The organism is Maribacter sp. PR1 (genome assembly GCF_028464145.1).
Lineage (GTDB): Bacteria > Bacteroidota > Bacteroidia > Flavobacteriales > Flavobacteriaceae > Maribacter.
This window is the reverse complement of record NZ_JAQPCG010000003.1, coordinates 249,919-271,882: the sequence shown is the minus strand read 5'-3', so window position 1 is coordinate 271,882 and position 21,964 is coordinate 249,919. Positions and strand designations below refer to the sequence as shown.

The window sequence follows — 21,964 nt, the reverse complement described above, 5'->3', positions numbered from 1 at the left end:
AGTGATATTTAAATAACATTGAAATTAAGCTTAAAAAAGAGTTTTTTCTTTTTGCCCAAACTAGCAGCGTTTATGAGTATTATAACCATGTTGATTATGATAAACACCAGTAATACCCAAAGTGGAAAACGATGTGAAAGGTTAAGTGAGTTTTTAAGAAATGAGGCTAAAATGAAAATAAATAAAGAAACAGTAGACCATAAAATTTGAAGTGATAAGATTTGTTTTGTTATGTCATTGAATTGTTTACCAAAGTACATGATGGTAAGTGGTAAAAGAACATTCAATAATGGTATAGAAAGTACAAATGCTGAAGAAAGGTTTATGATTTTAATTAAAGAATAATTTCTCTTCGCTGTTGCTTTTTTGTTTATTGAGGTTAAGTCTAATTCGAGGGCTTTAGCTAATACTTTTAGGGTATGTCCTTTAGGTTCTTGTCCAGCTTCTATCCGTTGGATTGTTCTTATGGAAATTCCAGATTCACGAGCAAGCTCCTCTTGAGTAAGATGTTTTTGTTCTCTAAGGCTTTTAATGTTCATCTGCACTTAACTTAATCTTAATTCAGTATAATTATTTCCAACGTGTTTGTGTATGATTTCGTTGCGTGTTTCAGGAACTAACTTAACAAATACAAACCGAATAGAAAATCCGCGAGGATTTTTGTAAGGTGGCAGTGAACAAGCAATTATTTATAAACAGCTTTTATGTGAGGAACAAGTTAGTTTTTTTGTGATGTTGCAAAACTTTTATGCTTAAGGAGTTGTCAAGAATTATCAACAACATCGTACGAAAAAAGCTACCACCAGACTACAAAAAATTTTTCAATTTGGCTTTCACTTTTCTTAACCCAGACCATAGGAGCATTCTGTTTTAAAAACCGTAGGTTAACTTCCATAAGGGTTTCAAAGTGGGATATCCAAGGTACCTTATTATGGGGTTCCAAAACCCATTGCGCCTTGTAGGGAATATAAAATTCAAAGGCTTTGAAATCGGCAGCCCGTAAATCATCCAAACGCAGCCAAAAGCCTACGATACATTGGGTATTCAAGGGTCGGATATTGATTGCCTTACTTTGGTAGGGTTCGAACAATTGCGCCTTGTAGCAGGTTTGGTGCTGGATGTTTTGGAAGGGAATTCCATTTTCCGCTAATGTTTTTTGTCCCGCCGGACTATGTAGCAGTCCAAACTGCTCGTTTTTGATCTTTTCCAACTTGGTAAAGAACATATCCCGCCGGTTGGGGCCCATCAATTGGTGAATGGGCTCCGATATCTCTGGGTTTATGATGTAGAATTTATAGGTCAGTTCTACGTGGACAAGTTTTCCGGTAGTATTGTTTTTAAGGATAAAATCAATTTCCCCTATGGTCTGTTTCCCCTGTCGAACAGGTTCATTGTACAACAACACCTCAAAAGTAGGGGAGTGGTCCAACAGCTGTTTGCAAACCTGTTCCATTTGGTGTCCCAAACGTAGTTTTTGTGGAATGGGTTTGGGTTGGAAGTGAGTCAGGTCCACTTCGGGAAACTTAAACTGGCGCATCCCAAATTGTGTTTTAGTCCACAAGGGTGGGGTTTGCAAAAATCCCTGTATTTGTTGGTCTAAATGATCTGACATGGTGTTACGAAGGTAATCAAGAATTGGGAGTTGGTCGTTAGTGGTTGATTATAGGCTACCAGAAAATGGTGGTTGAACACAGTCGAAACAATAAATCAGAACTAAACAAGTCATTTCAACTTCGCTCAAAAACCAAATCGTTGGATGTTGCACCCTTTTTTGGTGCCTGATCTGAGTCGAAGGCACATAAATCCAAACTGCCGCCAACGTTAACTTTTCTTAAATAGATGGAAACTCGGACCAAATATGTTAATTTTAGGGTATGGCTATGAATACAAGAAAAGGATTTCGGTTTGTGCCCTACGAAGCACCGGAACAATCTCCTTTCGATAAATTATTTGATATTTTTCAGGAACTCATCACCCATACTTCGGGCGATTTTGACGAGGCCATAGATTGGCTACGGGAACTGGATAAGGAGTATGAGCTCACCGATGAGAACTATACCATTGATGACTTTATCGAAGATCTGAAGGCCAAAGGCTACATTCGGGAAGAGTTTGAAGATGGTGGCGGAGAAATGGGGGAAGAGGGTGAGGAAGGCGAAGGACCTGGCGGTGGTACCATTTCCATCACGGCGAAGATGGAACGGATTATTCGTCAGCGCGCGTTGGACCAAATTTTTGGGAAACTAAAACGCAGTGGTGCCGGAAACCATAAAACGGGTAAATCCGGACAAGGGGACGAGCATACCGGTGACTTTAGGGAATATCGCTATGGGGACGGATTGGAACATATTTCCATGACGGAAAGCCTAAAAAATGCCCAAGTCAATCATGGTATCGGTAGTTTTAATTTGAGCGAGGAGGACCTTGTCGTAGAGGATACACAGTATAAGGCCCAGATGAGTACCATTTTGATGATAGACATCAGCCATAGTATGATTCTCTACGGAGAAGACCGTATTACACCGGCGAAGAAAGTTGCCATGGCACTATCAGAACTCATTACCACCCGTTATCCTAAGGACACCTTGGATATTTTGGTTTTTGGAAATGACGCCTGGCCCATTCCCATTAAGGATTTACCGTATTTGAAAGTAGGACCCTATCATACCAACACGGTCGCAGGCTTGCAATTGGCTATGGATATGCTCCGCCGCAAGCGGAACACGAACAAACAGATATTTATGATTACAGACGGGAAGCCCAGTTGTCTACGCATGCCCGATGGCACCTACTATAAGAATAGTGTAGGACTGGACGAATACATCGTAGAGAAATGCTATAATATGGCGCGACAGGCCCGTAAGATGCACATTCCCATTACTACGTTTATGATTGCCCAAGACCCTTATTTGATGCAATTTATCCGTCATTTTACGGAAGCCAATAAAGGGAAGGCTTTTTTTACCGGATTGAAGGGATTGGGAGAAATGATTTTTGAGGATTATGAAACAAATCGAAGAAAGCGATTAAAGTAGTCGAGGCTTACAAAGCATACAGAAAAATAGCATGACAAACGACAATAACTATTCGGACCTTGCCTTTGTAACTGCTTTTCAACAATGCAGGTTACTCCCAGAGCAATTTAGTCATGAGGCGCATTTGCGTTTGGCATGGTTATACCTTGCCCATTTAGGTTTGGATAACGCCATACAATTTATACAGAAAGATTTAAAAAAGTATGTGGCACATTGGGGCGCTTCGGACAAATACAATACCACCCTGACTATCGCCTCAGTGCGGGCGGTTTATTATTTTATGGGGAAGTCGGAATCCAAGACATTCAATGCGTTCATTACCGAATTCCCAAAATTAAAATATCAATTCAAGGAATTATTAGGATGCCATTATGTAAGCGACATCTTTAATTGTGAAGTGGCAAAAGTCAAGTATCTAGAACCAGAATTATTACCATTTGATTAATAAAAAATATGCAATTGAACTATAAAGCGATTAACACTTTGGGTGCCTTGAAAAAGGCAGGTTACCAATCTAAAAGTATAAAGGACGAGCTACGCGATAATCTACGCGATCGTATTAAAAATGGAAAGGAAACCTTTACCGGGGTTTGGGGTTACGAAGATTCTGTTATTCCAGAATTGGAACGGGCCATCCTTTCCCGTCATAATATTAATCTTCTTGGATTACGGGGACAGGCCAAAACCCGATTGGCAAGGTTGATGGTGGATTTATTGGACGATTACATTCCCGTAGTGGAAGGTTCGGAAATCAACGATAACCCCTTAGCTCCCATGTCCCGCTATGCAAAGGAAATGATTGCAGAAAAGGGCGATGATACACCGATTACTTGGTTGCCCAAAGCGGAACGTTTTTACGAAAAATTAGCGACACCGGATGTAACCGTGGCCGATTTAATAGGGGATGTAGACCCCATTAAAGCCGCAAACCTAAAATTATCCTATGCAGATGACCGTGTTATCCATTTTGGAATGATACCGAGGGCCAATCGCTGCATATTTGTCATCAATGAGTTACCGGATTTACAGGCACGTATACAAGTTTCCCTTTTCAATATTTTAGAGGAGGGCGATATACAGATCAGAGGGTTTAAACTAAGACTTCCTTTGGATATTCAGTTTGTATTTACGGCAAACCCAGAGGATTATACAAATAGGGGAAGTATCGTAACCCCATTGAAGGATAGAATCGGTTCGCAAATACTGACACACTATCCCGATGACATTGAAACGGCACGAAAAATTACCGCACAAGAGTCCAACTTGGATGTACGGCAGTCCGATGCCGTCTATGTACCGGATTTGGCCAAAGATTTGTTGGAGCAAATCAGTTTCGAGGCTAGGAATAGTGAATATGTAGATGCAAAAAGTGGGGTTAGTGCCCGTACCAGTATCACGGCATTCGAGAATCTCCTAAGTACCGCGGAGCGTAGAGCACTCTTGACCGGAGCTGAAAAGACCATGGTTAGACTTAGTGATTTTCTGGGTGTAATTCCGGCCATTACCGGAAAAATAGAATTGGTGTATGAAGGGGAACAAGAAGGTGCGGACGGCGTTGCCGGTATTTTAATCGACGAGGCCGTAAAGTCCCTCTTTCCGGAATATTTCCCTAAAATCAACAAGCTGGAACGTAAAGATGAGGAAACTCCGTATGATAACTTGCTCCATTGGTTTTTTCAAGGCGAAGGTTTTGAGTTGCTAGACGATTTTACGGACGAGGAATATAAAAGAGCCTTAGACGAAATACCGGAATTAAACCAATTGATTAAAACCTATCAACCGGAATTCCCAAAAGAGGATGTATACTTTTTAAAAGAACTGTTGCTATGGGGATTGGTTTCCCATAGGAAACTGAACAAACAACGCTTTTCGGAAGGGTATCAGTTTAAGGACTTGTATAGCAGTTTTTTAAAGGATATCTAATAGAGAGGCTGCCTTAAAATTATCTTCTTCCGTCAATTCGAGACCCTACCAGAATGAAAATTTCTTTCGGGCTAGGAGTTGAGAGTCCAATTTTGCAAAGTCTGTGACTTCGGTACAGAAAAAATAAAATAAACCGACAACTTCGAAGTTGGAAACTTAGCAGAGTGGGTGGATAAAATATTAAAAAAATATGAAGAATTTAGTATTAATTATTAGTTGCATGTGTCTTGTTAATTGTTCCTCTCAGGAAAATAAAAGTATTGATTTTAAAAATACTAGTTGGGGAACCATTTATGATGAAGATATCTTAGGAGATTACTTAGAAATGTATTTTACAGATGAAAATGTTTATTACTTTGAAGGAGCCTTAGGAGTAACTGAATTAGAATATAAGATTAAAAATGGAGTTTTTTCCACAAGAATTAATACTGATTCTAAATTTATAGAAAGGTCAGAAATAAGTATAATTGACGATACTCTTTATTTAAACGAGATTGGAGGAAATAGAAATGTAAAAAACATAAGAATTAAGGAGAATACCATTAAAGATTTAATTGAAGGTAATATTAATGAAAGTAGCTTTAGAGAATATTTTGATGAAAGATTATTGAAAGCTATAGGGAAAAAGTAGTTGCAAAATTACAATGAGGGATTTAAACCCGACCCTCCCCGTTCCGCCAAGGCGAAACACCCGGCCCTCACCAGGGAGGGGAGCTTTTTTTAGTTTGCAAAAAGTGAGGAAGTAATAGGAAATGCTGCTTGGTGAAAAACCGGCCTATTTTGGGATGCGTAGTAAATCCGGAAGGCTTTGGTTTGTCAATAAGGAAATCGCCCAAAAAGTATTCCGATGCAATCGGAAACGGTCTGGGCGATGCGGCGCAAGGACTTCTTGGATTTCAAGTATCCTAAAATCAGCCTAGCCTTTTTGGATACTTTTTTGGCAATGGAAAAAGTATCGGACAACTTTGTATCTTTTTTAGGTAAGCAAAATGATTAAGCAAGCATCGAAAAAAGCCCTTGCAGCCTATTTTTTGATGAATTGCGAAGTTGCAGACGTCGCAGAGCGGGAGAACTCCTAGCCGGAAAAAACAGGTCTCGACTGCGCTCGACCAGACAACATCTATGCTTTTAAAATTGCTCGTTGGTTATGAGGGTTAATATTCTTTTCTATGAATTCCAGTTATCAACATGCTGGTTCATATCGTCAAAGGCATAGGTACCTACAATTTCCCTTCTATAACTAAAGGTCAGAAAAGTAAGTCCAAATAGCATAAGATAAAGTACCAGCATTAAAATACCTATAGGCAGGAAGGTTCCTGGAATCAAGTGGTTTTCATATTGATTATACGATAAAAGGGTAAATAGGGTCTCGAATACTTTAAAGAGATAGACCAAGCTCACAAAATAAAGTCCATACTCCAAATTTCGCATGGGAACATCACTTAGCTCGGCTTCCTTTATCTTAAACCACATGACATATAAAAATATGACATGAGCCAGGGAGAGGATGGGGAAAATATAGTTGTCCACCTTGAAGAAGTAGAATTTATTGGTGTAAAGCCCATAAAAACTGAACACATTTAATAAAAGAATACTGATCAAGGATAATAAAAGCGTTCGCTTCCATGTGAAAATTCCTTTAATAGACTTGAGCATGTTTGAATTTCGATTATAAAAACAATTATTCCTTCTTAAACGGTCACAATTTTCATTTATTCTAAAAATTCGACGAACGACACGTTCAAATCTTTAAAATAAATTCCGACTCGACTAAGGTATTATTTATAAGGTTATTACGTTAGCCATTGTTTCCTAATCCCCTTGTTTGAAAATAAAATAAGGGCGATTCCAATGATAAGAACCATAATCGGCATCACCAAGCCGCCAGGACCATAAACTTCAAAACTGTTACTCATAAAGAATGAGTAGCTCATTTGTGCAATAATGCCAATTAAGGAGATAATAAATATAGGTTTGGCCCATTTTTTCCGCAATAAAAGAAATATACATCCTAGAGTACCACCCCAAACAGCAACGGCAAAGGCCCCTGTTACCCATGCGGGCTGTGTTTCAAATAAAGTCCGCTCCGCCTCGCTTAGGGCGGCCAAATCTTCGACAGACATATACGCCTGACCCACATAGGCCATGGCTCCTGTCAAATTCCATAGTAGTGCTAAAATACTAACGATCCAAAACCACGTGGGTGGTTTAACTTTGGTTTCTGTTGTCATAATTATTGGTTTAGATTAGTTGTGATTAAATTACAAAAAAGTTTGACGTCAATGACGAACCAAACCCCTTTAAATTTATCATTTTAAAATGCAAAGAACTCGTTATTACTACCTTATAAAAATTCAATATCTAGGTTTTAGATACAGTGGTTGGCAAATACAACCGGGGCAGCGTACTATTGAAGGTATGCTTACCAAAACTTTTAATCATGTATTGCCCGGTAAAAAATTCAAGCTTCTAAGTTCAGGACGAACGGATGCCAAAGTTTCTGCCTTGGACGGTATTTTTGAGTTATTTCTTGAAAATGAACCTTTGGCCGATTTAGATGAATTTTTGAAGCTATTCAATAGAAACCTTCCACCAGATATTCGCGCCGGGGAAATTATTCCTACGACCAAGGATTTTAATATCATACATAACAGCAAATCCAAAGAGTATGTCTATTTGTTTTCTTTTGGTGAAAAAAATCATCCCTTTTGCGCGCCTTTCCTTTACAATGTCATCGATACTTTAGATATATCCTTAATGAAAGAGGTTGCCAAATTGTTTGTTGGTACTTTTAATTTCATGTCGTATACGGCCCGTTTAAAACCGAATACCCAAGTAATACGAACTGTAGATTTCTGTGAAATACAAAACAATACATTTATTAGCGGGAATTTCTTTCCGAGCGAAAGCTATGCCTTGGTCATTAGGGGGCAAGGGTTTATGCGCTATCAAATTAGAATGATTATGGGAGCTTTGATTCAGGTCGGGAAGGGAGATTTGACGAAAGCGGATATAACGGACTCCCTGGATCCAAATAAGAGAGTGACCTTAACATTCGTTGCTCCGGGCTCCGGGCTTTTATTGAATGAAGTAAAAATCGACTGATTTGGCTGCAAGCTTTTGGTTATCTTTAGTTAAAGTTTAAATATGGCGGGTAAAAGACGAAAAATAGGTTTACCGAAAAGAAAGAAAAAAGTATCCAGAGTTCAGGGCAAATTGGGTTCAGCCCCAGGAACGGTAAATTATTTAGGTACCAAGGAGAAATCCGATAGTGTCGTCTATGTTACCAATTACGATGCGGATGAGGTGGATACAAAGAAAGTGGAAAGCCTGGAGGACATCTTAAAATATAGGAAAGAAGCAAAGACTTCCTGGATTAATGTGATTGGGATTACCGACGAGCAATTTATTGAAGAATTGGGAAAAGGATTCGTTTTGAACAATTTGATTTTAGAGGATGCCGTAAATACCGACCAGCGACCAAAAATCGATGAATATGAAGGATATATTTTTGGCGTATTCAAAATGCTATACCTGAACGAAAATGATGAAATTGTCCCAGAACATATGGCCATGGTACTTATGGAGAATACCGTACTCGTATTTCAGGAAGTAAAGGAAGATGTTTTTGATGGGGTCAGAAATAGGATTGCAGCCAAATCTGGTCGTATACGGACTAGGGGAGCGGATTATCTCTTTTTTGCCCTACTAGATGCGATAATCGATAATTATTTTCTGGTATTGGAACAAATTAATCATCGTATCGAACTTTTGGAGGAAGAAGTCTATGCCAATCCAAAACCGATTGTAGCCCAGCATATTCAGCAATTAAAGAAAGAAGTCCTAAAAATACGACGGTGGATATTTCCGGTCAAGGAACTGGTAAGTAGATTAATCGATTCCGAAAGTCCATTAATCAAGCATGATACCAAATTATTTTTAAGAGATGCCTTGGACCATTCCTTGGAAATAAACGAAAGCCTACAAATATACAGGGAGATGAGCATGAGCCTCATGGAGATGTATATGAGTAATATGAGTAATAAAATGAACGAGGTCATGAAAGTACTGACCATTATGGCATCCATTTTTATTCCACTGACCTTTATTGCCGGTATCTACGGAATGAATTTTGAACACATGCCCGAACTACACTACGAATATGGATATTATGTCGTCTGGGCGGTCATGATTCTCCTCTTTATTGGGATGTTGATTTATTTTAAGAGAAAGAACTGGTTATAAATTCTTGTTGAAAATCAGTAAACTACCAGTCCCAAATGGGTCTATACGGTTTATTTTCATTGAATCAACAAAAGTTAATCGCTTTTGCGTCAGTCGTTTATGTTGTTTTCAGTTATATTATTCTAAAGAATGATGTAACGGCATTGAGTTACGTTGCATGTTATTTTATGAATCTTAAAATTTAGTATAATGAAGAATATGAAGATGATTATAGCCGGTTTACTTTTTGTAAGCGGAGTCACTCTGGCGCAAGAAGGCAATTCCGAGGTTTTACAAACTACCACCACCAAAACTTATAATGTAGATATGGGAGATAAGATGGTAAAAAGGTCGGTTGAAGTCACTACAGCGAGAGAAAATACAATAAAACATAATGAAAAGGACGCCGATAAGGTTGATCAGACAAGAATCACGGATAGCATAGCTACCATTACCAAAACGGTGAAAATTGATAATGATGAAGATGACGCTTTTGACGAAAAAATAGTTTTTAGTTATAAGTCAGATACAGCAGAGGACTTTGTCCTAGTGAGCAATGCCGATGAACTGGTTGTTGCCATAGATGAAGGAAATAGTCTAAAAATTGTGGAGAACATGAATCTGAAATCGAAAGAAACCAGTGGAAACCGAGCGACTTATATTTTTACCGACGACAAAGGTAAGGATGTTGAATTTTTCGTAGAAGAATACAACAAGGCTTGGGATATGGACAATTCCAAATAAGTTGACTAATTAGATTGCTTATAAAAGATAATGGAGCCATGTATTTGGCTCCATTTTTATTTGCTTTAAAAATATTTGATTAATCAAATAAATCAGAGGAAAGATAACGATCTCCTCGGTCACATACAATGGAAACAATTACGCCACTTTCCAACTGGTCGGCCAATCGTAAAGCCACGGTAGCCGCCCCTCCGGAGCTCATTCCCGAAAAGATACCTTCTTCCTTTGCCAGGCGTTTTGCCATTTCAATTGCCTCCGTCTCATTAACCTCCATAACCTGATCCACTTTGGAGGCATCGAATATTTTGGGCAGATATTCTGCTGGCCATTTCCGAATTCCCGGGATTTTTGCATTGTCTGACGGTTGTACCCCTACAATTTGAACGTCTTTATTTTTTTCCTTTAAAAAAGTGGACGTTCCCATAATGGTCCCCGTGGTGCCCATAGCGGATACAAAATGTGTGATTTTCCCGTCGGTGTCATTCCAAATTTCAGGTCCCGTAGTCTTGTAATGGGCTTTCCAATTATCATCATTGGCAAACTGATTGATCATGACAAAACCCTCCTCCTTTACTTTATTTTCGGCATAATCCCGTGCTCCTTCTATTCCAACATCGGAAGAAGTCAGCGTCACTTTTGCTCCATAGGCTCGCATGGTTTGTACACGTTCCTTTGTGGAGTTTTCCGGCATTACCAATTCGATATCCAAACCAAATACGCCTGCAATCATGGCCAACGCAATGCCCGTATTTCCACTAGTTGCCTCAATAAGCTTGTCTGTAGGCTTCAAACTTCCACGATCGAGCCCACTTTTAATCATATTATAAGCGGCCCTGTCCTTGACACTACCACCCGGGTTGTGTCCTTCTAACTTGAAATATAGTTTTACGTTGGGATTTGTATTCAGTACCCTGGATTCTACCAAGGGGGTATTACCGATTAGGTCTATTATCGATTTAGACATCTGTCTGGGTTTTAATTTTAATTTCAGGGGAATGGTATACTGTACTATTTGCGGGAACTGAATCCGTTAACCATGCATTACCCCCAATAACACTATTGGCTCCAATTATCGTGTCACCTCCTAAAATAGTGGCATTGGCATAGATGGTCACGTTATCTTCAATAGTAGGGTGCCTTTTGGTCTTTTGCAAATGCTTGGCCACATAAAGTCCGCCCAAGGTAACCCCTTGATAGATTTTTACATGATTTTTAATGATGGCCGTTTCACCGATTACAACACCGGTGCCATGATCAATATGAAAGGAATCCCCGATTTGTGCTCCAGGATTGATATCGACCCCAGTTTGACGGTGGGCATACTCGGTCATTAGTCTAGGAACTAATGGAAATCCAATACTATATAGCTCATGGGCTAGCCTGTAGATGGCAATGGCATAAAAGCCGGGATAGGCCATATACACTTCTTCAATAGAGAGGGAAGCAGGGTCACAGTTTACCGTGGCCTCCGCATCCCTATTAAGTTTTTCCAAGATATTCGGCAACTTTTGCACATAATTGGCCCATACCTTTTTACATGGCTTTTGAAACTCCCAACAGGCCAAATTTACCAAACTATCAAACTTTGCCTCCAGTGCTTCTAAATTGTCCGCAACAGGCGTTTCAATGTCAAATAAGGTATAGAATAATAAATCGGTAAAGGTTTCCACGTCTTTTTTTAGACGAAATCGCAGGTTGGGCTGCTTTTTATGAATATTTATCTTTTCAACAATCGATTGGTGGCTCATTGGCTTGGTTTATACATCAAAATTAACCATTAATTTAAAAGGCCTTTCCTGCAAATGGTTAACTTTAGCTTAAAATCACATAATTTCTAAGTCGTATGTCAAATGCTATAATTACCAAAAATACCCTGGAATTTTTAACGGAATTGAAGAATAACAATAACAGGGAGTGGTTTGGTAATCATAAAGATAGATTTACAACACACAAAAAAGAAGCAAAAGCGTTTTTTCAGGCGGTGATGGAGAAACTGAATTCACATGATAAGATTGAAAAACTTAAGATATTTAGAATCTATAGGGATATCCGGTTTTCAAAGGACAAAACTCCATATAAGTATAATCTTTCGGCATCCTACAAGAGATTGGGTGTGGAAAGACGTGGTGGATATTATGTTCATATACAACCCGAGGGAAGCTTTATTGCGACAGGTTTCTGGAATCCGGAGAAAGAGGATTTACTGCGGATAAGAAAGGAATGGGAGGTTGATGCCACCGAAGTGAGAAAAATTATGGAAAACTACGATTTTCAAAAGATTTGGGGCGAGATGGAAGGGGAGGAATTGAAAACAGCCCCAAAGGGATTCGATAAAGAAGACCCCAATATTGACCTCATTCGAAAAAAGCAGTTCATTTTTATTAGAAGATTTACGGACAAGGAAGTTCTTTCGCCAGATTTTCTGGATAAAATAGATAAATCCTTTATGGCTATACGTCCTTATTTTGATTTGATGAGCAATATTTTGACCACCAATCTTAATGGTGAATCGTTATTAGACTAAGACTTCCTTTTCAAAACATTGAATTTGGTCCTGCAACCTCTTAATGACCATATTCATCATTCTTTTGTTTAGGGCCGAGGAATTCTTGATATAAGTCTCATATTCCTCCAAGGTAAATTGGCCAATGACCATCCCCTTAAGGGAATTCCTGAACTTTATATCCTTTTGAATCGCATTCGTGATATAGTTTAAACGATTTTCAATGTTTAACGTATAAAATGAATTCTTTCCCTTTACAATATAGTTTTGAAAAGATGCCAATAATAAATCGTTCTGAAGCTTGATGATGGGGCGAAGCGTTTCATTCTGAAACCGCTCGTCGTTACTCATGTTGGGAAGTATTTTGGCTGAAGGAATTTCTGGACGAATCTGAAGCAACTTTTGGGACCTCTCGTTCATTTTGCGTGGTTTTTATAAAGATAAAGATAAAGTAAGGCGGCTCTAGGCCAAATGACTTTAGTTTTTAACGGGGTTATAAACAATAGGAATTCTAAATCTTACCCAGTCGAATTCCTTATTTTTATGGATTATTTTGATACTATGAAATTTGGAAAAGTAGACCGGCCAGAACTTATCGATTTTAGTATGCCCATGGACCATAAAAACACGGAAACCCTAATTAAAAATCTAAATGATACAGATGCTTTCACGGTTCATGTGGGCTGCGCTAAATGGAACAAACAAGATTTAAAGAATTTTTATCCAAGAGGTACGAAGGATGAACTTTCCTATTATTCGAGACAATTTAATTGTATAGAGTTGAATGCTACATTTTATAGAATCTTTCCAACGGAGACGTATCAAAAGTGGAAGGAAAAAACGCCGGAAAACTTCACTTTTTTTCCTAAAATAGTTCAAAACGTTAGTCATTTGAGGCGTCTAAACGAGCATGCCTATCCGGTCTTACAGAATTATCTTGATGTTACTTCTAACTTGGAGCAAAAACTTGGAACGTTATTTCTACAGATGCACAGTAATTTCAGTCCAAAAGATTGGAACAGGGTAGTACACTTTGTAGAAAATTGGCCCAAGGAATTTAGGTTAGCCATTGAATTTAGACACACGGATTGGTTCAATGATGAAAAAGTGGCACAGGAACTCTATCAGTTATTAGAAGAAAATGGTATCGCAAATATTTTGGTCGATACGGCCGGAAGAAGGGATTTGATGCATATGCGACTCACTAATGATGAAGCTTTTATTCGCTTTGTCGGAGCCAACCATAAAAGTGATTATTCGAGATTGGACGACTGGATAACAAGGCTAAATGAATGGAAGTCCTTGGGACTAAAGAAAATAAACTTCTTTGTGCATCAAAATATGGAATTGGAATCTCCGTTGTTGTCCGCGTATTTTATTAGAAAATTGAATAAAAAATGGGGGTGTGACCTAAAAATTCCGAACACACTTCTCGACCCTCCTTCATTATTTTGAGTCAATTGTACTGTTAATCTAATATTATGTTAAAATGAATGAAGCTAAGGGGTTGTAAATCTAGATAAAGGAAAAAATAATCACCTAATTTTAAGAATTATTCGTTTGGGGCTTACTGCTTTTTCCATGTTCATAATTCTGATTGTTAAATACCTATAAAGACAATCATGACCTTGTTTTTTCGTTTTAATTTTGACAAATAAAACATCATAATATGAGATTCCATACAAGAAAATTAGTAAAGCCGGAAGATTTAAACTCAAACGGCACCTTATTTGGAGGAAAAGTGTTGGCATGGATTGATGAAGAAGCCGCCTTATATAGTATTATACAGCTAGAGAACAGTAAAATAGTGACCAAATATATGTCTGAAATTAATTTCATGAGCGCAGCTAAACAGGGTGACGTTGTGGAAATAGGAATTCAGGTCGTAAAATTTGGTAAAACATCCCTTACACTTAATTGCGAGGTCCGGAATAAGATGAATCACGAAACCATTGTTACCGTGGACAATATTATCATGGTCAACCTTGGTGAAAATGGTAAACCGGCACCCCATGGCAAAACAAAAATAGAGTTTGTAAAGGATAGGTTAGCAGCGACCGAGGTTTCTTAGTTAGCTTAGGACATAGACTTAGCCACACTTTGCACTTCGTCTAGAACTCGAAGTAGGTTTCCGCTCCATAATTTTGCGATTTCCGCTTCGGTATACCCGCGTTTTACTAATTCCAAGGTAACATTAAAGGTTTCGGAGGCATCGGACCAGCCATCTATGCCGCCACCACCATCAAAATCAGAACTAATACCTACATGGTCAATCCCTATCAATTCGACCATATAATCAATGTGATCCACAAAATCCGAAACATTCACTGGTTGTGGGGCATCTGTTCTTTCCTTTACTAATTCCTCCCCAATCTTTGTTACCTTAGGATAGTTTTCCATTAAGGACTCTTTTTGGGCATCCGTTAAACTTTGGAACTGTGAACGTTCAAACCATTCAATCCCTAAAGAATCGGCTACTTCTTGATAGATATCTTTCATGTAAGCTGAACGCGATTCGTCTTTTTCTGTATTCAAATAGGAACTAAAGGCTACGGTTTGGACAACACCACCATTTTCCTTCATCAATTGTAATTGTTCATCATCCAAATTCCTACTATGATTACATAAGGCTCTCGCCGAGGAATGTGACGCGATAATCGGTGCTTTTGAAAGAGCTATCATTTGCTTCATTGCTTCCTTGGATGGATGCGAAACATCTATCATGATTCCCAGTCTATTCATCTCAGCTACAGCATTTTTACCTAATTCACTTAAGCCATTGTGCAACCATACAGAATCCCGTTCTCCGGTATTGGAATCACTAAATTGACTGTGTCCATTATGTGCCAACGAAACATATCTTGCACCTAACGCATGGTAGCGTTCGAACTTGGAGAGATCTTCCCCCATTGGATAGGCGTTTTCAACACCGATCATGGCTACTTTTTTTCCTTCGGAATGTATTCTTCTTACATCTTCCGAGGTAAGCGCCAAATTAATTTCATCCGGAGCAATCTCCTCACATAGTCTATGGATAGCATCGAACTTCTCCATGGCGTTCTCTCGACCTTTTGCATATCCTTCGGAGGTTAAGGTATCCTGACCCGTATAAACGATTAACCAAGCTACATCCAAGCCACCTTCTTCCATTTTGGGAATATTCACTTGGGTACCCAGTCTCTGCGTATAGTTAACACTATCCGTGAAATTTGCGACATTGATATCATCATGCGTATCCAAGGTGATAACCTTTTCGTGAATTCTTTGTGCTTTTTCTTCTAAGGATTCCGTTGACTTTGGCTCTTTTTGTTGACAGCCAAACACCGTCAGAATACCCAATAAATAGATGTATTGCTTCATTATGTGAAAATTTATACCTACAAATAAAGGCTATTCACAACAAAAAAGGAAGCCTATAGAACATTTAATTGTGGGTAGGTCAGGAAAGCAGGAATTTTAAAATATCACAAACTGAAAAAGTTTGCTGAAAACACCGAACAACCCATGTCAATTGTGAAAACACAAGATTTACTTAGTCAACTAAACCATTTGGAATCTACCATATCCAAATTTTCCTTTGAGTCTTTGAGTGCCGACGAGGCAACTAGTTTAAAAGATTCATTTGAAGAATTTAAGTGTCATTTGGAGCAAAAAATATTCCAAGAAGGGAGTGGAAATTCCGCTTCTTCCTCTAAAACCTTTAATAAATCAGATACTCCAGCAAACCAGGAAACAAAATTCATTGCACACATAAGCCATGAGATACGTACTCCTTTGAATGGTATAATTGGTTTTACCAACCTTTTAAAGGAAGATAACCTGAGCCAGAGTCAATCAAAAAAGGTAAATGCCATAGAAATGGCCTCAAATAACCTATTGGAAATCATAAACGAGGTTTTGGAATACTCCAAAATTTCTTCCGGAATGGAGGAATTTATGGAAGTGGATTTTAATTTTCGTAGTTTGATCAACGATGTAATTTTTCTCTGTCAGACCCTGTTAATTGACCGGAAAATCGATTTACAAGTCAAGATAGACGACAAAATCCCAAATACTTTAATAGGGGATCCATCCAAACTATCCCAAATACTTCTAAATCTTCTGGGAAACTCCGTAAAATTTGTGGAGAAGGGATTTATACATTTAGAAATAAACGCGATCAATTCGAACAACGGGGATTATAACTTGGAGTTTACTATCAAAGATTCCGGTATCGGGATGTCACAGGACCAAATTGACAGAGTATTCCAATATTTTAAACAAGGTGATCAATATACTTCTTCCAAGTATGGTGGAACTGGTCTTGGCCTTTGCATTGTTAAGGAGCTAGTTGAAAAACAAGGAGGGCAGATATCGGCAGAGAGTAAAATAGGAGCAGGATCCACTTTTAATTTTAAAATACCCTACAAAAAAGGAGTATCTAAAAACATTCCTAATAACACCTTGAGCACGATTAGTGCCCAAAAGGGTAAGGAACTTTTATTAGGTACCAAAATATTGGTATTCGAGGACAACATAATGAACCAGCACCTTATTAAGGAACAATTGGACAAATGGGGATGCAAGGTATATGTTACTTCCAATTCGGATAAAGGGATGGGTATATTAAAAACACAAACTATCGACTTAATATTAATGGATTTGAAGATGCCCGGAATGAACGGATTCCAAATTTCAAACCTAATAAGGGAGGATAAACAGATAAACCAAGTGCCGATTGTTGCAATAAGTGCCGATTTTACCGCTCAAGACGAAGAGAATTGTGTTGCATCTGGAATCAATGATTTCCTTTTAAAGCCATATACCCTAGATGAATTATTGCGAAAAGTCATTAGGGCAAAAAAGGAGACATCACTATCTAGCGAAAGTAAAGTTCTTCTAGGAAAAGAAATGATTTCTGGGAATCCTAAAAAAACGGTAGATATTGATGGCGTGCTCAATGATTGCTGTGGTGATATTTCGGTTTTGGAGGAACTGATACGACTTTTTAAACAGAATGTTTACGAGTTTATAGGTTCTGTAAAAATAAATCTTAAACAGAAAAATTTAAAAGAAATCGGGTTTGCCGCACACAAGCTCAAAGCAGGGTTAAAAATGCTAAAACTGGATGATTTGGTGCAGATGATGGTAGATATGCAGGGAAGTTGTGAGAAAGAGGAGGAAACAAAGATACAATCCCTGTTTCAAGATTTCCTCAGGATTTATCCAGATTATGAAAAGGAAATAGACAAGGCATTTACTCAGGTTTCTAAAGAAAAATAAAATGGAAGTATTATTGGCAGATGACGATGATTTATTGGCTTCCCTTTTAGGTTTTCGACTTAAAAAAGGTGGATATGATGTGCATCAATCCTCTAATGGAAAAGAAGTAAAGGAGTACCTTAAAACCAACACACCTGATATCATCGTGAGTGATATCATGATGCCCTATTTTTCGGGTATAGAGCTCATCAATTATGTTAGAAAAGACCTTTCTCTGAGAACACCTATAATCATTATTTCATCCGCAGGGAATGAAGAAAACGTTTTAAGTGCATTTGAATTGGGAGCGAACGAGTTTATATCAAAGCCCTTTAGCCCTACGGAACTTTTGGTTCGCTTAAAACGAGAACTTTATAAAAACTAAATCTTATAATTATAATCCCCCAGACTTTTAAAATAGCGACATTGATATCTAGCCCCAAAATTCCAACGGATTTACTTTGGGGCCTTTCCACATTTTTTGTGGTCTTGGCCATGCTATATCTGATTTCGGTATTTTATTTCAGAAATAAGATTACAAAAGAAAGTAAAAAAATAAGGGAGAAAAAGAAGGAATTATCCCCAATTATCAGTGAGTTTCTGTTTTACGATGAGCATGGGGATAAAATTGAAAAAATAAATTATATAGGACTCAAAATAGAGGTTAGGGAACTCATTAAAAATCCTTTTGACCGTAAAGTGCTAACGGAAATTCTGATGGACCTACGGAAAGATGTATCCGGTCATACCAGAACAGAACTTTTTAATATCTATCAAGATTTGGGTCTGCACGAGGATGCATTTAAAAAATTAAAAAGTTGGCGTTGGCAAATTATTTCCAAAGGGATATTCGAGTTAACTCAAATGCATGTAGAAGAGGCTTATAAGCCTATTACCGGGTTTATTAACGATAAAAGAGGAACGGTAAGAAAACAGGCCGAGATTGCGATAGTCACCCTTAAAAATGAGGGTATCTCCTTTTTTATGGACCACACAAAATATAGAATATCGGAATGGCAACAGTTGAAATTATTGGATGTAGTTAGAAACAAGGATGATTACATTCCACCCCCTTTTAGACTCTGGCTTACCTCCAAAAATAACTATGTGGTTCTTTTTGCACTTCGATTAATAAAACATTTTAATCAGAATGATGCCAATGCTTCCCTTATAACTTTGGTTAACCATAAAAGCAATCCTATCAAGCGAGAAGCTATTCACTGCATCAAGGAATTTTATGTAAGTGATGCATTATCCATGCTTAAACAGGTCTTCTGGAAGAACAACACGGATATAAAAATGCATATCCTGGATACCATTGCAGAAATTGGTGGTGAAGATGAGATACCCTTTTTGGAAAGTATTCAAGAGGGTACTGACACTTTTATGGTAAAAAATAAGGCCGTTAGAGCCATAAATACCATTCAACCAGAAGCTATACTTCCCACAAAGGATATTGAAGAATATGAAATAAGAACGGTAGCCAAAACGTCAGATACTGTTAAACCTACTGAAGATAGTGAGCGTATTGAAGAAAAAAATGAAGATGTTGATAGTAATACGCTACAAAAGGAATTAGTAGCAGATACCCATTATTCTAATTATAGGGATAGTAATCTGGCGGAAGAAAAAAATAAGCTCTCATCATTATCCAACAAAAACCTTATTCCTGTAAGCAGGGCAAAAAGTCTAGAGAATGATGACGCTTTAGAGAATGAGAAGGATTTGACTCAAGAAGAAATTGCATTCCTACCCATAGTAATTGATTCCAATGAGGATGAAATTGAAGCGACTAACCAAGATCGAAAAACACCTATAAATCAATTAAGTGGAAATTTTGAAGAAGTTATTCCAGAAAGAGAAATAATTCCTTTCAATGATAATTTTTTGCCGTTAGTTGTGGATGGAATTGATATAAACCCCTTGAATATTAAGGTTGTGTATGAGGAAGTCTCTTTTGAAAAAATCACTAAAATTCCACCCCTTAAGGATTTAGAGGTTTATTTTGAACTAGTTCTTCCTTCTATTAAGTCTTCTAAGGAAACAATAGAAAACAGTCAACTCCTTGACTTTTCTGGGCTTAAACCTATTGAACCAAAACAAGGGAATAAAAACGAAAACAAGGTTAATTCGGACGAATCCAATGAGTTCCTGGAATGGCCATTCAATTTTGAAAACCAACTTGGGGACCTTGAAGAAATACAAATAGAAATTGAGGAAGCACTAGATATTTCTAGGGATAACCAAATCCTAAAGCCGAATTTTCATTCAAATGAAATTATGGAGACTTTGGCGCTTTTAGAAAATATAGAAGAGTTAGGGGATGCACGGGAAATACCTTTGTTAAAGGCGATGTTGGATACTGAAACATCATCCATTGTTTTAGAAAGAATTGGTTTTCTATTAGAACATTTTAATACGCAAGAACAAGGGTTTAGTATAGAATCAATTCAAGAAAAGGAATATAGTGTCTTTGAGGAGTTGATCGATAAGGGAGATTTAGATTCCAAAATTTTTCTACTTAATGAAATTGCAGAATTGGGCGATTCCAAAGAATTACAACTACTTCAAACTTTGGTATTGGATGAAAACAAGGAAATCAAGAAAAAGGCCAAAAAGGTATTGCAATTGCTAAAAAACAGATTGAAGCTTGAGGCTGAGAATGAGGATAACCTTATTACAAGTAACAAGCCTGTTTCTATTGAAGAACTAATTAAAAAGGACAATCCTGATTTCTTCAAACTCAATTTTGAACCAATCACGGAGGGATACGATAGTAATCCAGTAAATAAAGACCCAAAACATAGCAGCACGTTATTTGACCACCTATGCAATATGTCCACTAAACTATACAACAGGAAGAATGACTAACGGATTTCTGGAAATATTACTGGAATATATAAACATTGTTTTTTTCGTGTTTACAGTGGTCCTATTTACAATGTTTACCTTGATGGGCTATTTGTCCACCAGAAACTCCATACACTATAGAAATAAAAACAGCTTTGGGGAGATGTCCAAATTAATGGCTTCGCCATTGGCCCCGAGTATAACAATCATAGCTCCTGCTTATAATGAAGGACTTACCATTGTGGAAAACATACGTTCCCTTATGTCCCTTAGGTATGTTAACTATGAGGTAATGGTGGTAAATGATGGGAGTAAGGACGACACCTTACAAAAGATGATCGATGCTTATGACCTAATTAAAATAGAACAAGAGATTGATCCGGATTGGAGGTCCAAACCCATACGAGGTATTTATAAATCCCCACATAAAGCATTCTCAAAATTAACCGTAATCGACAAGGAAAATGGAGGTAAATCCGATGCATTGAATACTGGAATGGCGCTATCTACCAATCAGTATGTGGGATGTATAGATGTAGATTGCCTTTTGCTTCCAGACGCTCTTTTGCATGTAGTTAAATCTTTTTACCAACGCTCCGAAAAACAAGTAATTGCTGTAGGAGGTGTAATAAGGGTGGCTAATTCCTGCATAATCCAAGGTGGTCAATTGGAGGAAATAAAATTACCGACAAATTGGTTGGCAAGGTTTCAATTATTGGAATATACCCGCTCTTTTATTCTTGGTAGAATGGCATGGGGAAGAATAGACAGCTTACTAATAATTTCTGGGGCTTTTGGATTCTTTGATCGTGAAATTGCCTTGGAGGTTGGTGGTTATGACACGAATACGGTAGGGGAGGACATGGAAATTGTTTTTAAGATGAGACGTTTTATGCACGAGCGTAAACTTCCATACACGGTAGAATACATTCCTGATCCGTTATGTTGGACGGAAGTTCCGGAGGATACTAAGATTTTAATAAATCAACGTGATCGTTGGGCAAGAGGAAATTTGGAAACGCTTTTCAAGCATAAAGAAATGTTTTTTAATCCAAAATTCGGTCGCTTGGGAATGCTAAGTTATCCCTATTGGTTTTTTTATGAATGGATGGCTCCGCTTCTGGAATTTTTTGGATTTTTTACCATCCTACTTTTTTACTGGTTGGGAATCTTGAACTGGGAATTCTTTATTGCGATAACCACCGCAGTATATGTATTCTCGGTAATGTTTTCCTTTTATGCGATACTCTGGGATGTCTATTCCTATAATGAATATAAAAAAACCAAGGATATTCTCATTTTAATGTTCTGTGCCATTATTGAACCTATATCCTTTCATCCATTGGTAGTATGGTCTGCAGTGCGCGGTAATTATAAAAAATTGTTCAAAATAAAATCAGGTTGGGGATCCCAAGTAAGAAAGGGTTTCGCAAAAGCTAGTTAA

23 protein-coding genes are annotated in these 21,964 nt (G+C 37.9%); 15 read left to right on the top strand and 8 right to left on the bottom strand.

The window, feature by feature from the left end; translation table 11 throughout:
* Positions 1 to 8 precede the first annotated feature (8 nt).
* Together PP182_RS07660 and PP182_RS07655 are read right to left on the bottom strand one after the other, a co-directional pair.
* Positions 9 to 539: a helix-turn-helix domain-containing protein gene (locus PP182_RS07660; RefSeq protein ID WP_272650763.1), complete on the bottom strand. Its 531-nt coding sequence runs from the start codon at positions 537 to 539 to the stop codon at positions 9 to 11.
* Positions 540 to 796: 257 nt separating this feature from the next.
* Positions 797 to 1,612, bottom strand: a complete 816-nt coding sequence (locus PP182_RS07655; protein WP_272650762.1) for a DUF1853 family protein — start codon at positions 1,610 to 1,612, stop codon at positions 797 to 799.
* 262 nt (positions 1,613 to 1,874) lie between these two features.
* On the opposite strand from PP182_RS07655, the gene PP182_RS07650 reads away from it, so the two are divergent.
* From PP182_RS07650 to PP182_RS07630, 5 genes are all read left to right on the top strand, one after another.
* A complete protein-coding gene (locus PP182_RS07650; protein WP_272650761.1) occupies positions 1,875 to 3,035 on the top strand; it encodes a vWA domain-containing protein in 1,161 nt (386 codons plus the stop codon).
* Positions 3,036 to 3,066: 31 nt separating this feature from the next.
* Positions 3,067 to 3,480, top strand: a complete 414-nt coding sequence (locus PP182_RS07645) for a hypothetical protein (RefSeq protein WP_272650760.1) — start codon at positions 3,067 to 3,069, stop codon at positions 3,478 to 3,480.
* An 8-nt stretch (positions 3,481 to 3,488) separates the two neighbouring features.
* A complete protein-coding gene (locus tag PP182_RS07640; RefSeq protein WP_272650759.1) occupies positions 3,489 to 4,958 on the top strand; it encodes a magnesium chelatase in 1,470 nt (489 codons plus the stop codon).
* Positions 4,959 to 5,148: 190 nt separating this feature from the next.
* The gene (locus PP182_RS07635) at positions 5,149 to 5,589 is read left to right on the top strand and encodes a hypothetical protein (protein ID WP_272650758.1); all 441 of its coding nucleotides are present in this window, start codon (positions 5,149 to 5,151) and stop codon (positions 5,587 to 5,589) included.
* Between the two features lie 216 nt (positions 5,590 to 5,805).
* Positions 5,806 to 5,955, top strand: a complete 150-nt coding sequence (locus tag PP182_RS07630; RefSeq protein WP_272650757.1) for a hypothetical protein — start codon at positions 5,806 to 5,808, stop codon at positions 5,953 to 5,955.
* Positions 5,956 to 6,125: 170 nt separating this feature from the next.
* Here the strand turns inward: PP182_RS07630 and PP182_RS07625 are convergent, their stop codons facing one another.
* Positions 6,126 to 6,614 carry a hypothetical protein gene (locus PP182_RS07625; RefSeq protein WP_272650756.1) on the bottom strand — a complete coding sequence of 163 codons (489 nt, stop codon included), beginning with the start codon at positions 6,612 to 6,614 and terminating at the stop codon, positions 6,126 to 6,128.
* A gap of 137 nt (positions 6,615 to 6,751) precedes the next feature.
* On the bottom strand, positions 6,752 to 7,189 hold the full coding sequence (locus PP182_RS07620) for a hypothetical protein (protein ID WP_272650755.1): 438 nt from the start codon (positions 7,187 to 7,189) through the stop codon (positions 6,752 to 6,754).
* An 88-nt stretch (positions 7,190 to 7,277) separates the two neighbouring features.
* Here PP182_RS07620 and PP182_RS07615 point away from each other — a divergent pair, with 88 nt between their 5' ends.
* The 3 genes from PP182_RS07615 (at position 7,278) to PP182_RS07605 (ending at position 9,926) form a co-directional block, all read left to right on the top strand.
* On the top strand, positions 7,278 to 8,063 hold the full coding sequence (locus PP182_RS07615) for a tRNA pseudouridine synthase A (RefSeq protein WP_272650754.1): 786 nt from the start codon (positions 7,278 to 7,280) through the stop codon (positions 8,061 to 8,063).
* A 42-nt stretch (positions 8,064 to 8,105) separates the two neighbouring features.
* Positions 8,106 to 9,203: a magnesium/cobalt transporter CorA gene (gene corA / locus PP182_RS07610; RefSeq protein WP_272650753.1), complete on the top strand. Its 1,098-nt coding sequence runs from the start codon at positions 8,106 to 8,108 to the stop codon at positions 9,201 to 9,203.
* A 189-nt stretch (positions 9,204 to 9,392) separates the two neighbouring features.
* A complete protein-coding gene (locus tag PP182_RS07605; protein ID WP_272650752.1) occupies positions 9,393 to 9,926 on the top strand; it encodes a hypothetical protein in 534 nt (177 codons plus the stop codon).
* Between the two features lie 79 nt (positions 9,927 to 10,005).
* On the opposite strand, the gene cysM is transcribed toward PP182_RS07605, so the two are convergent.
* Together cysM and epsC are read right to left on the bottom strand one after the other, a co-directional pair.
* Complete coding sequence (gene cysM / locus PP182_RS07600) at positions 10,006 to 10,890, bottom strand: cysteine synthase CysM (RefSeq protein ID WP_272650751.1); 885 nt, start codon at positions 10,888 to 10,890, stop codon at positions 10,006 to 10,008.
* Entirely contained in the window at positions 10,883 to 11,674 is a 792-nt protein-coding gene (gene epsC / locus PP182_RS07595; RefSeq protein ID WP_272650750.1) for a serine O-acetyltransferase EpsC, read from the bottom strand. The genes cysM and epsC overlap by 8 nt, the downstream gene beginning before the upstream one ends.
* Positions 11,675 to 11,769: 95 nt before the next feature.
* Between epsC and PP182_RS07590 the strand changes: the two genes are divergently transcribed.
* Positions 11,770 to 12,450 (top strand): DUF2461 domain-containing protein, encoded by a 681-nt coding sequence (locus PP182_RS07590; RefSeq protein ID WP_272650749.1) that lies wholly within the window; start codon positions 11,770 to 11,772, stop codon positions 12,448 to 12,450.
* Here the strand turns inward: PP182_RS07590 and PP182_RS07585 are convergent.
* Positions 12,442 to 12,849 (bottom strand): glyoxalase, encoded by a 408-nt coding sequence (locus tag PP182_RS07585; protein ID WP_272650748.1) that lies wholly within the window; start codon positions 12,847 to 12,849, stop codon positions 12,442 to 12,444. The two genes, PP182_RS07590 and PP182_RS07585, sit on opposite strands and share 9 nt — an antisense overlap.
* Before the next feature lie 141 nt (positions 12,850 to 12,990).
* Between PP182_RS07585 and PP182_RS07580 the strand changes: the two genes are divergently transcribed.
* Positions 12,991 to 13,884, top strand: coding sequence for a DUF72 domain-containing protein (locus PP182_RS07580; protein WP_272650747.1), 894 nt, complete (start codon positions 12,991 to 12,993; stop codon positions 13,882 to 13,884).
* Positions 13,885 to 14,098: 214 nt separating this feature from the next.
* A complete protein-coding gene (locus PP182_RS07575) occupies positions 14,099 to 14,500 on the top strand; it encodes an acyl-CoA thioesterase (RefSeq protein ID WP_272650746.1) in 402 nt (133 codons plus the stop codon).
* Positions 14,501 to 14,505: 5 nt separating this feature from the next.
* Here PP182_RS07575 and PP182_RS07570 read toward each other — a convergent pair whose 3' ends face one another.
* On the bottom strand, positions 14,506 to 15,789 hold the full coding sequence (locus PP182_RS07570; protein ID WP_272650745.1) for a dipeptidase: 1,284 nt from the start codon (positions 15,787 to 15,789) through the stop codon (positions 14,506 to 14,508).
* Positions 15,790 to 15,942: 153 nt separating this feature from the next.
* On the opposite strand from PP182_RS07570, the gene PP182_RS07565 reads away from it, so the two are divergent.
* From PP182_RS07565 to PP182_RS07550, 4 genes are read left to right on the top strand one after another with little or no spacing between them, the layout of a single operon-like run.
* Positions 15,943 to 17,691, top strand: coding sequence for an ATP-binding protein (locus PP182_RS07565; RefSeq protein ID WP_272650744.1), 1,749 nt, complete (start codon positions 15,943 to 15,945; stop codon positions 17,689 to 17,691).
* A 1-nt stretch (position 17,692) separates the two neighbouring features.
* Positions 17,693 to 18,055 (top strand): response regulator, encoded by a 363-nt coding sequence (locus tag PP182_RS07560; protein WP_272650743.1) that lies wholly within the window; start codon positions 17,693 to 17,695, stop codon positions 18,053 to 18,055.
* Between the two features lie 41 nt (positions 18,056 to 18,096).
* Positions 18,097 to 20,541, top strand: coding sequence for a HEAT repeat domain-containing protein (locus PP182_RS07555; protein ID WP_272650742.1), 2,445 nt, complete (start codon positions 18,097 to 18,099; stop codon positions 20,539 to 20,541).
* Positions 20,534 to 21,964 (top strand): glycosyltransferase family 2 protein, encoded by a 1,431-nt coding sequence (locus PP182_RS07550; RefSeq protein WP_272650741.1) that lies wholly within the window; start codon positions 20,534 to 20,536, stop codon positions 21,962 to 21,964. Before PP182_RS07555 ends, PP182_RS07550 begins: the two co-directional genes overlap by 8 nt.

What these genes read in the sequence shown, in the direction of transcription:
- PP182_RS07660 (WP_272650763.1), bottom strand. Translation starts at nt 539, where the DNA reads ATGAACATTAAAAGCCTTAGAGAACAAAAACATCTTACTCAAGAGGAG.
- PP182_RS07655 (WP_272650762.1), bottom strand. Translation starts at nt 1,612, where the DNA reads ATGTCAGATCATTTAGACCAACAAATACAGGGATTTTTGCAAACCCCA.
- PP182_RS07650 (WP_272650761.1), top strand. Translation starts at nt 1,875, where the DNA reads ATGGCTATGAATACAAGAAAAGGATTTCGGTTTGTGCCCTACGAAGCA.
- PP182_RS07645 (WP_272650760.1), top strand. Translation starts at nt 3,067, where the DNA reads ATGACAAACGACAATAACTATTCGGACCTTGCCTTTGTAACTGCTTTT.
- PP182_RS07640 (WP_272650759.1), top strand. Translation starts at nt 3,489, where the DNA reads ATGCAATTGAACTATAAAGCGATTAACACTTTGGGTGCCTTGAAAAAG.
- PP182_RS07635 (WP_272650758.1), top strand. Translation starts at nt 5,149, where the DNA reads ATGAAGAATTTAGTATTAATTATTAGTTGCATGTGTCTTGTTAATTGT.
- PP182_RS07630 (WP_272650757.1), top strand. Translation starts at nt 5,806, where the DNA reads ATGCAATCGGAAACGGTCTGGGCGATGCGGCGCAAGGACTTCTTGGAT.
- PP182_RS07625 (WP_272650756.1), bottom strand. Translation starts at nt 6,614, where the DNA reads ATGCTCAAGTCTATTAAAGGAATTTTCACATGGAAGCGAACGCTTTTA.
- PP182_RS07620 (WP_272650755.1), bottom strand. Translation starts at nt 7,189, where the DNA reads ATGACAACAGAAACCAAAGTTAAACCACCCACGTGGTTTTGGATCGTT.
- PP182_RS07615 (WP_272650754.1), top strand. Translation starts at nt 7,278, where the DNA reads ATGCAAAGAACTCGTTATTACTACCTTATAAAAATTCAATATCTAGGT.
- corA (WP_272650753.1), top strand. Translation starts at nt 8,106, where the DNA reads ATGGCGGGTAAAAGACGAAAAATAGGTTTACCGAAAAGAAAGAAAAAA.
- PP182_RS07605 (WP_272650752.1), top strand. Translation starts at nt 9,393, where the DNA reads ATGAAGAATATGAAGATGATTATAGCCGGTTTACTTTTTGTAAGCGGA.
- cysM (WP_272650751.1), bottom strand. Translation starts at nt 10,890, where the DNA reads ATGTCTAAATCGATAATAGACCTAATCGGTAATACCCCCTTGGTAGAA.
- epsC (WP_272650750.1), bottom strand. Translation starts at nt 11,674, where the DNA reads ATGAGCCACCAATCGATTGTTGAAAAGATAAATATTCATAAAAAGCAG.
- PP182_RS07590 (WP_272650749.1), top strand. Translation starts at nt 11,770, where the DNA reads ATGTCAAATGCTATAATTACCAAAAATACCCTGGAATTTTTAACGGAA.
- PP182_RS07585 (WP_272650748.1), bottom strand. Translation starts at nt 12,849, where the DNA reads ATGAACGAGAGGTCCCAAAAGTTGCTTCAGATTCGTCCAGAAATTCCT.
- PP182_RS07580 (WP_272650747.1), top strand. Translation starts at nt 12,991, where the DNA reads ATGAAATTTGGAAAAGTAGACCGGCCAGAACTTATCGATTTTAGTATG.
- PP182_RS07575 (WP_272650746.1), top strand. Translation starts at nt 14,099, where the DNA reads ATGAGATTCCATACAAGAAAATTAGTAAAGCCGGAAGATTTAAACTCA.
- PP182_RS07570 (WP_272650745.1), bottom strand. Translation starts at nt 15,789, where the DNA reads ATGAAGCAATACATCTATTTATTGGGTATTCTGACGGTGTTTGGCTGT.
- PP182_RS07560 (WP_272650743.1), top strand. Translation starts at nt 17,693, where the DNA reads ATGGAAGTATTATTGGCAGATGACGATGATTTATTGGCTTCCCTTTTA.
- PP182_RS07550 (WP_272650741.1), top strand. Translation starts at nt 20,534, where the DNA reads ATGACTAACGGATTTCTGGAAATATTACTGGAATATATAAACATTGTT.